Origin of the sequence: Ramlibacter sp. (genome assembly GCA_019635435.1) — a bacterium.
In the GTDB taxonomy this organism is placed as follows: Bacteria; Pseudomonadota; Gammaproteobacteria; order Burkholderiales; family Burkholderiaceae_C; genus JAHBZM01.
The window spans coordinates 3695348-3707198 of the sequence record JAHBZM010000001.1; the positions used below are offsets into that span (position 1 = coordinate 3695348).

General features: G+C 68.0%; 14 protein-coding genes. 10 read left to right on the forward strand and 4 right to left on the reverse strand.

From position 1 onward, the window contains the following. The first annotated feature begins 4 nt into the window (after positions 1–4). The 7 genes from KF796_17870 to KF796_17900 all read left to right on the forward strand — a co-directional run bounded on the left by KF796_17870 (position 5) and on the right by KF796_17900 (position 4585). Positions 5–1348 (forward strand): CHASE3 domain-containing protein, encoded by a 1344-nt coding sequence (locus KF796_17870; protein MBX3588500.1) that lies wholly within the window; start codon positions 5–7, stop codon positions 1346–1348. Positions 1349–1537: 189 nt separating this feature from the next. After that, the gene (locus KF796_17875) at positions 1538–1702 is read left to right on the forward strand and encodes a DUF1328 domain-containing protein (GenBank protein MBX3588501.1); all 165 of its coding nucleotides are present in this window, start codon (positions 1538–1540) and stop codon (positions 1700–1702) included. 144 nt (positions 1703–1846) lie between these two features. Continuing rightward, positions 1847–2179 carry a hypothetical protein gene (locus tag KF796_17880; protein ID MBX3588502.1) on the forward strand — a complete coding sequence of 111 codons (333 nt, stop codon included), beginning with the start codon at positions 1847–1849 and terminating at the stop codon, positions 2177–2179. A gap of 31 nt (positions 2180–2210) precedes the next feature. Further along, on the forward strand, positions 2211–2585 hold the full coding sequence (locus tag KF796_17885; GenBank protein ID MBX3588503.1) for a phage holin family protein: 375 nt from the start codon (positions 2211–2213) through the stop codon (positions 2583–2585). Next, on the forward strand, positions 2582–3022 hold the full coding sequence (locus tag KF796_17890; GenBank protein ID MBX3588504.1) for a hypothetical protein: 441 nt from the start codon (positions 2582–2584) through the stop codon (positions 3020–3022). Before KF796_17885 ends, KF796_17890 begins: the two co-directional genes overlap by 4 nt. A gap of 126 nt (positions 3023–3148) precedes the next feature. Beyond that, positions 3149–3472 carry a BON domain-containing protein gene (locus tag KF796_17895; protein MBX3588505.1) on the forward strand — a complete coding sequence of 108 codons (324 nt, stop codon included), beginning with the start codon at positions 3149–3151 and terminating at the stop codon, positions 3470–3472. Between the two features lie 9 nt (positions 3473–3481). Then, positions 3482–4585 carry a putative zinc-binding peptidase gene (locus KF796_17900; GenBank protein ID MBX3588506.1) on the forward strand — a complete coding sequence of 368 codons (1104 nt, stop codon included), beginning with the start codon at positions 3482–3484 and terminating at the stop codon, positions 4583–4585. Between the two features lie 48 nt (positions 4586–4633). Here the strand turns inward: KF796_17900 and KF796_17905 are convergent, their stop codons facing one another. The 4 genes from KF796_17905 to KF796_17920 all read right to left on the reverse strand — a co-directional run bounded on the left by KF796_17905 (position 4634) and on the right by KF796_17920 (position 8415). Further along, positions 4634–5110 (reverse strand): BON domain-containing protein, encoded by a 477-nt coding sequence (locus KF796_17905; protein MBX3588507.1) that lies wholly within the window; start codon positions 5108–5110, stop codon positions 4634–4636. A gap of 18 nt (positions 5111–5128) precedes the next feature. Next, the gene (locus tag KF796_17910) at positions 5129–5326 is read right to left on the reverse strand and encodes a CsbD family protein (protein ID MBX3588508.1); all 198 of its coding nucleotides are present in this window, start codon (positions 5324–5326) and stop codon (positions 5129–5131) included. Between the two features lie 126 nt (positions 5327–5452). Next, a complete protein-coding gene (locus tag KF796_17915; protein ID MBX3588509.1) occupies positions 5453–7891 on the reverse strand; it encodes a ligase-associated DNA damage response DEXH box helicase in 2439 nt (812 codons plus the stop codon). Continuing rightward, on the reverse strand, positions 7888–8415 hold the full coding sequence (locus KF796_17920) for a MarR family transcriptional regulator (protein ID MBX3588510.1): 528 nt from the start codon (positions 8413–8415) through the stop codon (positions 7888–7890). Before KF796_17920 ends, KF796_17915 begins: the two co-directional genes overlap by 4 nt. Positions 8416–8510: 95 nt before the next feature. Here KF796_17920 and KF796_17925 point away from each other — a divergent pair, with 95 nt between their 5' ends. Genes KF796_17925 through KF796_17935 form a run of 3 tightly spaced genes read left to right on the forward strand, consistent with a single transcriptional unit; the run spans position 8511 to position 11849 of the window. Continuing rightward, positions 8511–9470 (forward strand): hypothetical protein, encoded by a 960-nt coding sequence (locus tag KF796_17925; protein ID MBX3588511.1) that lies wholly within the window; start codon positions 8511–8513, stop codon positions 9468–9470. A gap of 16 nt (positions 9471–9486) precedes the next feature. Continuing rightward, entirely contained in the window at positions 9487–10488 is a 1002-nt protein-coding gene (locus tag KF796_17930) for a tripartite tricarboxylate transporter substrate binding protein (GenBank protein MBX3588512.1), read from the forward strand. 47 nt (positions 10489–10535) lie between these two features. Then, positions 10536–11849, forward strand: a complete 1314-nt coding sequence (locus KF796_17935) for a sulfatase-like hydrolase/transferase (protein MBX3588513.1) — start codon at positions 10536–10538, stop codon at positions 11847–11849. The last annotated feature ends 2 nt before the right edge of the window (positions 11850–11851 follow it).

An 11851-nucleotide genomic window follows, 5' to 3' on the forward strand; every position in this document is an offset into this window, starting at 1 on the left:
CAAGATGGCCATCAGCCTGCCCCTGGCGCTGCTGGCCACCTGCATCCTGCTCGTCATCAACGAGACCGGCTATGACCAGTCAACCCAGGCCCTGAACGCGATCTCCAGGGCCTCGGACGCGCGCAGCTCGCTCAACAAGCTGCTGCAGCACATGCTGGACGCCGAGACCGGGCAGCGCGGCTATCTGCTCACCGGTGATCCGCGGTACCTCGAGCCCTACAACGTCGCGCTGGGCGACATCGGCCAGACCATGGACGAATTGCGCGAGTTCTACACACCGGTTCCCGAGGAACTTGCCCGGATGGCCCAGTTGGGTCGCAATGTGCAGCGCAAGCTCGCCGAGATGGACCTGAGCGTTCGCATGCGCAAGCAGGGCAATGAGGACGCGTGGAAGTTCGTGCTCATGACCGACGTCGGCAAGGAGCACATGGACGCGATCCGCGGCGAAGCCACCCACCTGATCGACTCGACGGCGCAACGCATGGAGGTGGGCCAGGCGCAGGTGATCCGGTCGTTGAAGCTGTCACGCATCGGCATCGCGGCGGTGGCGGCGGCCGGCCTGCTCGCGTTCTACCTGTACCTGCGCCAGACCAATGCGCTCAAACTTGCGGACGAGCACAGCAAGGAAGCCCTGCAAAAGGAGCGCGACCTGCTGGAGTTGCAGGTCCGCGAACGCACCGCGAGTCTGGCGGAGCTCGCCACCCACCTGCAGCAGGTGCGCGAACAGGAACGCGGCCACCTGGCCCGTGAATTGCACGATGAACTGGGTGCGCTGCTCACGGCCGCCAAGCTGGATGTGGCGCGCATCAAGTCCAAGCTGACGAGCAGCACCGGCTCGGCCGACCTGCTGGAGCGCCTGCAGCATCTGACTGAAACGCTGAACCGGGGGATCGCCCTGAAGCGCCGCATCATCGAGGACCTGCGACCATCGTCGCTCACCAATCTGGGCCTGCACGCCTCGCTCGAAATCCTCTCACGCGAATTTGCCGAGCGCTCGGGCATGGAAGTGGCCACCGCGCTCGAGGAGGTGACGCTGGACGAATCGGCGCAGCTGACTGTCTACCGTCTGGTGCAGGAATCGCTCACCAACATCGGCAAATACGCGCAGGCGAACCAGGTCGAGATCAGCCTGCGTCGCTACGAAAGCCACATCGAGATCAGCATCAGCGACAACGGCCAGGGTTTCGACCCCAAGCTGGTCAAGGCCTCCACCCACGGGCTGGCCGGCATGCGCCATCGCGTGGAGGCTGCGGGCGGCCGGCTGTCCGTCCAGTCAGCTCCGGGCGGAGGCACGCGCATCACGGGCGTGCTGCCCATCACCAGCTTCGCCAGGAGCGGCGGCGCCTGAGCGTTCCGGCATGCGGCCCTGCCCGGCGCGGGTGGGCCTCTTCCTACAGGGCGGCCTCGTGCATGCCGACAAGGGCACAGGCCCCCTGCTGATCAACAACGCCGCCCCGACTCCTTAACCTAGCAGCAGGCGAATCGGCAGACGTTTCGCCAGACAACCCCGGGAGTTCCGCCCCGCAAGGAGATTCACATGCTGCACTATTCCGTTGTGTTCCTGGTGATTGCCCTCATCGCCGCCGTGTTTGGCTTTGGCGGCATCGCCGCCGGCGCGGTGGAGATCGCCAAGATCCTGTTCTTCATCTTCGCCATCATGGCCGTGGTCAGTTTCGTCATCAGTCTCGTGCGACGGGGATAGCCCGGCATCGACACGGCCAGAAGGCTCCCCGCCCATGGCTTTCCCCCAACCCAGCAAGGAACCGACATGCCCTCCACCAACACCACCGCCAGCAAGACAAACCACGACACGGCCGCCGATGCACGCCGGCTGTCAGGCGAGGTAATGCAGACCGCTGAAGAAGCCGTCGGCAACACACGCGCCTTCGCCAATCACCAGATGGACAAGGCCGCCGAAGGCGTGCGCGACCTGCGCAGTCACATCGAACCGGCCATCGAGCACATCGCTTCGCGTGCCCAGCAATTGGCCAGCCGCGGCGCCAACGCCGCGTCCGATGCCTCCGCCAAGGTCCAGAAGCAGCTCAACCACTACGCAGAGGCCACGGGCCGCTATGTGGCGGATCAGCCCGTCAAGTCGGTGCTGATCGCCGCTGCGGCCGGCGCCGCGCTGGCAGCGCTGCTCATGGCCGCGCGCAACAACCGCCACAACCGCTGCTGATTCCCTGGCCGCACGTCCGCTCAACGTCCTCATGATCCACCCGTTGTTCTCCCTGTTCATCAACCGTCCTGACCTGGTGGTTGAGCATGCCGCGGCCTATGCCGCGCTGGTCCGGCAGGAGGCTTCCACGGCCGGCGCCGAGGTTGCGCGCCGGGCCATCGCCTGGGGGATCACGGCTCTGTGCTTCTCGGTCTTCGGCGTACTGGCTGGCACGGCGCTCATGCTCGGCACCCTGATGTCCCAGTTTCACTGGGTGCTGCTGGCCGTGCCCGTGGTCAGTCTCGCGCTGGCCCTGGTGGCCCTGCGCCAGGCGCGGCGGCCGCTTTCGGCGGACCACTTCAATGAACTCAAATCACAGCTGGACGCCGACGCAGCGACCCTGCGCCAGGCTGGAGGACAGGCATGACGCCCGCCCAGAGCCTGGCAGCCAGCCGCGAAGCCATCGCGCGCCAGTTGCGCGGCGAGCGTCCAGGTCCACCACATCGGCCTTCGCAGGCCGGTCAGGTGCCCGACGAGGAGGCGTCCACCCATGGCGCTCCGTCACGTGGCGGCTGGTGGCGACTGGCCCGACGCACACTCTCCATCTGGTGGCGCCATCATCCGGCCCATGCCGCAGCACAGGTCGCACGCCCTGCACTGCAAGCCTATGCGCAGGACAAGCCCCTGCAGTTGATCGGCGTCGCCGCCAGTGTCGGGGCAGCCGCCGTGGTCCTTCGGCCCTGGCGCCTGATCTCGCTGGGTGCCCTGGTGGCCGCCACACTCAAGACATCCGACCTCAGCACCCTGCTGATCTCGCTGTTTTCCCAGGACGCCCCCCCTTCCGCGGTTGACCGCACACCATGAGCAACGCGCCCCGATTCAGCGGCCCCCTCATGCCCGACCACTCACCCATCCCCGGGCCAGGACGCGCGGTGCCGCGCCCTGGCCTTGATTGAAGCAGCACCATCCATCAACCCGAAGGAGAAGAACATGAAATCCAGCCAATACATTCGCGCCATGGCATTTGCAGCCCTTGCCGGCATCACCATCGTCGGAACCGGCTGCGCCGTGGTCCGTGGCCAGGAAACCACCGGCGCCTACGTCGATGACGCGGCCATCACCACGGCGGTGAAGGCCAAGTTCGCCAAGGACAAGACGGTCGCAGCCACCTCCATCAGCGTGGAAACACTCAACGGCACGGTGGCTCTTTCGGGCTTCGCCAAGTCCGCCGCCGAGAAGTCGCAGGCCGAGTACATCGCGCGCAACACCAAGGGCGTGCGTGAAGTGCGCAACAACATCGAAGTGCGCCCCTGATCCTGCAGGGTGAGGATCTTTCTTTGTGACCATTGCGGGCAGCCCGTTTTCTTTGAAAACGTGGCCTGCCTGCATTGCGGCTGCGCGCTTGCCTTTCTGCCGGACCGGCTGGCGCTCGCGGCCATTGAACCGGCTGCCGGCGAGGAGCCAGGTCTGTGGCGGGTACCTGGCGAGGACGCAGCTCCTGGCGCGACCGGGAGCCGCTACCGCCTGTGCCACAACCACGCCGCGCTGCAGGCCTGCAACTTTGCCGTCAACGCCACGGACACGAACAGCCTGTGCGTGTCCTGTCGGCTCACACGCGTGTTGCCGGACCTGTCCGTGCCGGCGAACCATGAGCGCTGGTACCGCATCGAAGTCGCCAAGCGACGCCTCTACTACACGCTGGCGCGGCTCGGGCTGGTGTCCCCCTCTGCCGACTCACCTGGCATGGAGGGCCCGGTCTTCGAATTTCTAGCGGACCAGCCCGGCGCCGCACCGGTGCTCACCGGCCACTACCATGGCGTGATCACCCTCAATGTGGCAGAGGCCGACGATGACGAGCGCGCGCGCCGACGGGTGGCGCTGCACGAGCCCTACCGCACCCTGCTGGGTCACCTGCGCCACGAGTCCGGTCACTACTACTGGGACCGGCTGGTGCTGGCCGGTGGCCAGGTGCCCGCATTCCGGGATATCTTCGGCGACGAGTCGCTTGATTACGCGCAGGCCCTGCGTGACCACTATGCGGGCGGCCAGACGCTGCAGTGGCAGCATCACCATGTGAGTGCCTATGCCACCTCTCACCCCTGGGAGGACTGGGCCGAAACCTGGGCCCACTACCTGCACATGGTGGACCTGCTGGAAACAGCGGCGTCCTACGGCGTGCAGGTCGCTGTTCCCGGTTCCGGCAATGATGCACCTGCCTGCGTGAGCAACCCCTTCGGCGCGGGGCTGCCGGACTTCGACCAACTGGTGTCGCAGTGGATTCCGGTGACCTTGCTGCTCAACAGCCTGAACCGCAGCCTGGGGCAGAACGACGCCTACCCCTTCGCGCTGAGCCCCGGCGCGCTGGACAAGCTGCGATTTGTCCATGACCTGATCGGGACGGTGCGCAGCAGCCCTGCGCAGGCATGAAAAAAGGCAGGCCCCAAGGCCTGCCTGATCTTCGGCTGCGCGCCCGACTCAGCTTGACTGGACCGTGAGCTGGTTGTCCACCGACTGCACGCCCTTGACGGCCTTGGCAATCTCGGTCGCGCGGTCCCGCGCATTGGCGGTGGGCGCAGGGCCCTTGAGCGTCACCTTGCCATCGCGGGTGTCCACGTTGATCTTGATGGCGCTGAGCGTCGCGTCCTTGGCCAGACCGGCATTGACTTCGGCCGTGATGGTCGCGTCATCCAGCTTCTCGGCAATTTTGTCGCCGGTGTCCTTCACGGCGGCCTGGGCATCCTGGGCGGCATCCTTGATCGCCGTGCCCGCGGAGGACATGCCCTGCTTGACATCCGTCGTGGTGTCCCGGGCCATCTGTTCGGTCTTGTTCACCGATGAGTCGAGCTTCTGGCCCACGGTCTCATCGTCCACCTTCTTGCCGCAGGCGCCGAGCGCGAGGGCAACGGCCACGGCAGAGGCGGCCAGCAAGGGTTTGCTCAATTGGGGTTTCATGGTGTTTCCTTTCTTCAGTCAAATCCGGTCAACGGTGCGCTGAGCGGTGTCCTTGACGGACTGCTTGGCGTCGCCATAGGTCGCCTGCACCTTGCCCGCGGCCTGATCGACCTGGCCTTCGGCCTTCAGCCTGTCACTTTTCACGACCTTGCCGGCCACTTCCTTGACCTTACCCTTGGCCTGGTCGATGCGGCCTTCAATCTGATCCTTGTTCATTCAGTTCCCTTTCCGGTTGGTTGATGGAGGGACCGCTCGGCAGCGGCCTGTCACGGTTCCACTCTAGGCTGCCTGGACAGGCCAGGGCGTCAGCCGGCGCCGATGCTGCTGTAGGACAGCGCGGAGTTACCTGTGGTCACGCGCCGCATCCCGCAGGATGCGGTCCAGCCGGTCGGCCAGCTGTTCGGTGCTGAGCTTCTCGCGAAAGCGCTCCACCATCAGCGGCAGGCTCATGGGGCTGGGGTGCCTGATCCCGACAAAATCAAGACGCCGCGCCGCCATCCGCTGCAGCGTTGCCGTGAGCCTTGTGATGTCCAGCTCCTGGCTCAACACCTCCCGCTGCGCCTGCGTGAGCAACAGGTTGTCTGGATCGTGCTTGCGGAACACTTCGAAGAACAGGCTGCTGGACGCCTGCACCTGCCTCAGGCTTTTGGGCGCGCCCGGAAAGCCGCCAAACACCAGCCCGGCGATCCGTGCGATCTCGCGGAAACGGCGCTGCGCGAGTTCCGAGGAGTTGAGCGACGCGAGCACGTCGGCCAGCAGGTCAGTGGTGTCCAGCAAGCGGGCGTCGAGCACGTCCGCCGGATCCAGCGGCGCCGCGGCCAGCAGTTCGAAGCCGTAGTCGTTGACCGACAGGCTGAAGGTGTTGGGCTGCTCCCGCGACAGGCGCCAGGCCAGCAGGCTGGCCAGGCCCATATGCACCAGCCGCCCCGCAAAAGGGTAGAAAAAGAGGTGCCAGCCCTCGCGTGATTCGAAATGCTCCACGAGCAGGGTGGTGGGCGTGGGCAGGCGCGACATCGCCATCTGGGTCTGCAGCAGGGGGCGCGCGGCCTCCAGCTCGGGTTCGCTGAAGTCGCCCTGCGCCACCTGCTGCATCAGCGCCAGAACCGCCTCGCCCATCTCGGTGGACAGGGGCATCCTGCTGCCGCTCCAGACCGGGACAATGCCCCGGGCCCGGGTGGCGCGCCTGACATAGGCCGCCATGTCCTGGACCCGGATGAACTCCAGCAGCCGTCCGGCGAAGAAAAAGCAGTCGCCCTTGCGCAGGCGGGCGATAAAGCCCTCCTCCATGGTCCCGATCCTGCCGCCGTTGAGGTATTTCACCTGGACCGAGGCATCGCTCACGATGGTGCCAATCGACAGCCGGTGGCGCCGCGCAAGGGCCCGGTCAGGCACCCGGTACACCCCGTCGCCGTCGGGCTGGATGCGGTGGTAGTCCGGGTAGGCGGTGAGGCTGCTGCCCCCGCGCTCACAGAACGCCAGCGCCCAGTCGAACTCCTCGCGCGTGAGCGCCCGGTAGGCCCAGGCCTCCCGCACCTCGGCATACAGCGCGTCGGGCTCAAAGCCGCCGCCCAGCGCCACCGTGACAAGGTGCTGCACCAGCACGTCCAGCGGCTTGTCGGGCGACTCGCGCTTTTCAATCTGCCCGGCCTGCGCCGCGCGGCGCGCCGCCGCGGCCTCGACCAGCTCCATGGTGTGGGTCGGCACCAGTGTGACGCGGCTGGCGCGGCCCGGCGCGTGGCCACTGCGCCCCGCGCGCTGCAACAGGCGCGCCACGCCCTTGGCCGAACCGATCTGCAGCACCCGCTCCACCGGCAGGAAATCCACGCCCAGGTCCAGCGACGACGTCGCCACCACCGCGCGCAGGGTCCCGGCCTTCAGGCCCTGCTCCACCCATTCGCGCACCGACCTGTCCAGGCTGCCATGGTGCAAGGCAATCTGGCCCGCCCATTCGGGCCGGCGCTCCAGCAGCAGCTGGTACCAGATCTCGGCCTGCGAGCGCACGTTGGTGAAGACCAGCGTGGTGCCGGACTTCTCGATCTCGGCCACTACCGCATCCTGCATGCGCGAACCCAGATGGCCGGCCCAGGAGTAACTGCCGGGGTCCGCCGGGATCAGGGTGTCGATGACCAGAGCCTTGTCGATCTTCCCGCGCACCAGTTTTGGTGGCGAATCGGGCTGGAGTCCGCACAGGGCGTGCATGGCCTGCTCTGAATTTCCTAGCGTGGCGCTCAGGCCCCAGGTCACCAGCGCGGGGTTGAAACGGCGCAGGCGGGCCAGCGCAAGCTGCACCTGCACCCCGCGCTTGCTGCCCAGCAACTCATGCCATTCATCGCAGACCACATAGGCCACGCCGCTCAGGTCCTGGGGCGCCGATTCGCGGCTGAGCAGCAGGCTCAGCGACTCGGGCGTGGTCACCAGCACGGTGGGCAGGCGCCGGTCCTGCCGAGCACGTTCAGCCGTGGGGGTGTCGCCGGTGCGCGCGCCCACGGTCCAGCCCGGTGCCAGGTCCCGCAGCGGCGCAGCCAACGCCTGCGTGGTGTCGGCCGCCAGCGCACGCATGGGCGTGAGCCAGAGCAGGCGTAGCGGCTCGGCCCGGGCCCGCAGCGGGTGGCGCTGCAACAGTGGGTCCAGCATGCCCAGCCACACCGCGTAGGTCTTGCCCGCGCCGGTGGTGGCATGCAGCAAGCCGCTGCGGCCCTGGGCGATGGCCCGCCAGACCTCGCGCTGGAACGGGAAGGCTCGCCAGCCCCGGCCCGCCAGCCAGGCTGCCGCAGCGCTCATGCGGCCTTGCGGGGGAAACGGCCACCGCGCCGCCGGTCCGCCCGGGGCAGGGCCGACGCGCCCGACACCATGGCCTCGGCGCGCCGGTGCATGGTGTCCAGCATGCGGTCCAGCAGCGCGATCTCGTCGGGCGACAGGTCCTGCATGAGGCCGCGGTTGAGGTCGCACACCAGCGGGAACATGGCTTCATACAGGCCGCGCCCTTCGGCGGTCAGCGTGAGCAGCGCCTGGCGCCGGTCGCTGGGCCGGGACTGGCGCGCGACCAGCCCCTTGGCCACCAGCGAGGTCACGGCCTTGGAAGTGCGGGCCCGGTCCAGCTGGGCACGCCCGGCCAGTTCGGACGACAGCTGCCCCTCGGCCGGGGCCAGCAGGGCCATCAGGGCCCATTCCCGGCGGGTGATGCCGAAGCGGCCCTCGCACAGCCGGATCACCAGGCTGCCGGCCAGGCCCACCATGCGGTTGGTCCGGTACAGCAGCAGGTCGTGCAGCGATTCAGGCTGGCTCAGGCGGTTGGGCTCAGGCATCAGGGTTAACGAGGGCAATGGTTGATTTGATCAATCAATTGTCAGGCGTCTACAGTTGTCCGGCAATCTGGCTGCACCCTACAACGGAGACACTCATGACACACTCCCTGCGCCGCCTCGGCGTCACCCTGTTTGCCGCGCTCGCGACCCTGGCCGCTCAGGCGCAGGACAAACCACCGCTCAAGATCTTCGTGGGCTTCCCGCCCGGGGGCTCGGCCGACGTGCTGGCCCGCCTGATCGGCGACGCCATGCACAACGATTTCAGCCAGGTCATCGTGGAGAACAAGCCCGGCGCGGGCGGGCGCATCGCCCTGGCGGCGGTCAAGGCCGCCAAGGCCGACGGGCAGAGCGTGATCATCCTGCCCAGCGGGCCGATGGTGCTGTTCCCGCATGTCTACAAGAAGCTGGACTACGACCCGGTCAAGGACTTCACGCCCATCTCGCAGATTGCGCGCTTCCAGTTCGGCGTGGTGTCGGGGCCCGCGAGCAACGTCAAGACCGTGGCCGAAATGATTGCCAAGGCCAAGGCCGACCCCAAGAGCAACACCTACGGCTCCCCGGGCCTGGGCACGCTGCCTCACTTCATGGGCGTGTTGCTGGAGCAAAGCAGCGGCGTGCCGTTCACCCACATCCCCTTTCAGGGCGGCGCGCCGGCCAACACGGCCCTGGTGGGCGGGCACATTGGCTACAAGTTCGATGTGGTGTCCGAGACGGCCGAACTGCACCGCAACGGCAAGGTCCGCATCATTGCCGTGACCGGCCCCGCGCGCGACCCGCAGGTGCCCGAGGTGCCCACGCTCAAGGAGTCAGGCATCGACATGGAGGCCGTGGCCTGGTTCGCCATGTATGGCCCGGCCGGCCTGAGCCCTGAAGTCACCGCCCGCCTGCAGAAGGCCGTGCAGCGCGCCGTGCAGGCCCCGGGCATGAAGGAGCGCCTGCTCAAGCTGGGCTACGAGCCCATCGGCTCGACCTCGGCCGAGCTGGCCGCCGCGCAGCGCGCCGACCTCGCGCGCTGGGAAAAGCCCATCAAGGCCACGGGCGTGAGCCTGGACTGACCCGGGAGACCGCGACATGCCCTTCCTGCCCCGCCGCCGCGGCCTGCTCGCCGCCACCCTGGCCCTGACCACCCTGCAGACCACGGCCCTGTCCGCCCTGGCCCAGACGCCCTCCCCGGTCTGGCCCACCAAGCCCGTCAAAATCCTGGTGGGCTCGCCCCCGGGCGGCCCCTCCGACATCACGGCCCGGCTGTTCGCCGACGCGCTGTCCAAGCGCACCGGCAAGCCCGCCGTGGTCGAGAACCGCCCCGGTGCCGGCAACAACCTGGCGGCCGGCCTGGCGGCCAAGGCCGAGCCCGATGGCCACACGCTGGTCCTCAGCCCCGACACCGTGCTCACCGTGAACCCGCTGGTGTACGGCACCTCGGGCGGCTTTGACGGACGCACCGACCTGGTGACGGTGTCCATCGTGAACAGCTTCAGCCAGATGCTGGTGTGCAACCCGGCATTTGGCGTGAAGACGGCCGCCGAACTGGTCGCCAAGGCCAAGGCCAGCCGCGCCACCTATGCCTCCGGCGGACCGGGCGTGCCCGGGCACCTGGCCGCCGAGATGTTCCTGCAGAGCACGGGCGCCAGGATGGAGCATGTGCCCTACCGCGGCCCCGCGCCGGCGACGCTCGCCGTGCTGTCGGGCGAGGTGGACTGCGGCTTCCTGGCCACGCCCACGGTGGTGCAGCACGTGAAGGCCGGCAAGCTCAGCGCGCTGGCCGTGTCGGCCGGCACACCGTCGGCCCTGGCGCCCGAGGTGCCCACGCTGGCCAAGGCGCTGAACCAGCCGGGCCTGGACGTGAGCTTCCGGCTCATCATGCAGGTGGCCCGGGGCACCCCCGCACCCGTGCTGGCCGCCATCGAGCAGTCGATCATGGACATCATGAGGGACCCCGACGTGCGCACCCGGCTGCTGGCCGTCGACCTGACGGCCCAGGGCAGTAGCATGGCCCAGGCCCAGCAGGTCCTGCAGGCCGAGATGGCGCGCTGGGAGCCCCTGGTCAAGCGGCTCGACCTGAAAGCCAACTAGCGCCACCCCAGGCACCGCGACGCCACCGGACCATCCTTCACCCCCCCATGACCCGACCCAACATCGTTTTCATCGTGGCCGACGACCTCGGCTTCGCCGACCTGGGCTGCTACGGCGGCCGGGTGCCGGTGTCGCCGGTGCTGGACCAGCTGGCGGCGCGCGGCATCAAGTTCACGCAAGGCTATGCCAACTCGCCCGTGTGTTCGCCCACGCGCTTCGCGCTCATGACCGCGCGCTACCAGTACCGCCTGCGCGGCGCGGCCGAGGAGCCGATCAACAGCAAAAGCCGCGGCAGCACCACGCTGGGCCTGCCGCCCGGGCACCCCACCCTGCCCTCGCTGCTCAAGGCCAGCGGCTACCGCACAGCGCTGGTCGGCAAGTGGCACATGGGCTACCCGCCCAGCTTTGGCCCGCTGCGCTCGGGCTATGAGGAGTTCTTCGGCCCCATGTCGGGCGGGGTGGACTACTTCACCCACTGCTCCTCCAACGGCGCCCATGACCTGTGGTTTGGCGAAGAGGAAAAGCAGGAGCAAGGCTACCTCACCGACCTGCTCTCGCACCGCGCCGTGGACTACGTGAACCGCGTGGCGCCGGGTGCCCGGGAGGGCACGCCCTTCTTCCTGAGCCTGCACTACACGGCGCCACACTGGCCCTGGGAGACACGCGACGACGAAGCCCTGGCGCAGGAGGTGAAGAACAACCTGTTCCACCTGCACGGCGGCAACATCCACACCTACCGCCGCATGATCCAGCACATGGACGAGGGCATTGGCTGGGTGATGGACGCCTTGAGGCAGCACGGCCTGGCCGACAACACGCTGGTGGTGTTCACCAGTGACAACGGCGGCGAGCGCTTCAGCGACAACTGGCCTCTGGTGGGCGGCAAGATGGACCTGACCGAAGGCGGCATCCGCGTGCCCTGGATCGCGCACTGGCCGGCCGCGATCGCGCCCGGCGGTGAAAGCCCGCAACTGTGCATGACCATGGACTGGTCTACGACGATGCTGGATGCCGCAGGCGTGGCACCCCACCCCGACTACCCGCTGGACGGGGTTTCCCTGATGCCCGTGCTCGGCGATCCGGCGCATCAGTTCAACCGCCCGCTGCACTGGCGCATGAACCACCGTGGCCAGCGCGCGCTGCGCGAGGGGCCCTGGAAGTACCTGCGCGTGGACGGCCACGATTACCTGTTCGACCTGTCGGCCGACGAGCGCGAGCGCGCCAACCTGGCGGCCCACCAGCCCGAGCGGCTGGACGCGATGCGCGCGCACTGGGAAGCCTGGAACGACACCATGCCCGCGATACCGGCCGATGCCACGGTCAGCCTGGGCTATTCGGTCAAGGACATGCCCCAGCGTTAAGC

Coding starts and splice junctions, on each gene's coding strand:
- KF796_17870 (MBX3588500.1), top strand. CDS start 5: ATGGCCATCAGCCTGCCCCTGGCGCTGCTGGCCACCTGCATCCTGCTC.
- KF796_17875 (MBX3588501.1), top strand. CDS start 1,538: ATGCTGCACTATTCCGTTGTGTTCCTGGTGATTGCCCTCATCGCCGCC.
- KF796_17880 (MBX3588502.1), top strand. CDS start 1,847: ATGCAGACCGCTGAAGAAGCCGTCGGCAACACACGCGCCTTCGCCAAT.
- KF796_17885 (MBX3588503.1), top strand. CDS start 2,211: ATGATCCACCCGTTGTTCTCCCTGTTCATCAACCGTCCTGACCTGGTG.
- KF796_17890 (MBX3588504.1), top strand. CDS start 2,582: ATGACGCCCGCCCAGAGCCTGGCAGCCAGCCGCGAAGCCATCGCGCGC.
- KF796_17895 (MBX3588505.1), top strand. CDS start 3,149: ATGAAATCCAGCCAATACATTCGCGCCATGGCATTTGCAGCCCTTGCC.
- KF796_17905 (MBX3588507.1), bottom strand. CDS start 5,110: ATGAAACCCCAATTGAGCAAACCCTTGCTGGCCGCCTCTGCCGTGGCC.
- KF796_17910 (MBX3588508.1), bottom strand. CDS start 5,326: ATGAACAAGGATCAGATTGAAGGCCGCATCGACCAGGCCAAGGGTAAG.
- KF796_17915 (MBX3588509.1), bottom strand. CDS start 7,891: ATGAGCGCTGCGGCAGCCTGGCTGGCGGGCCGGGGCTGGCGAGCCTTC.
- KF796_17920 (MBX3588510.1), bottom strand. CDS start 8,415: ATGCCTGAGCCCAACCGCCTGAGCCAGCCTGAATCGCTGCACGACCTG.
- KF796_17925 (MBX3588511.1), top strand. CDS start 8,511: ATGACACACTCCCTGCGCCGCCTCGGCGTCACCCTGTTTGCCGCGCTC.
- KF796_17930 (MBX3588512.1), top strand. CDS start 9,487: ATGCCCTTCCTGCCCCGCCGCCGCGGCCTGCTCGCCGCCACCCTGGCC.
- KF796_17935 (MBX3588513.1), top strand. CDS start 10,536: ATGACCCGACCCAACATCGTTTTCATCGTGGCCGACGACCTCGGCTTC.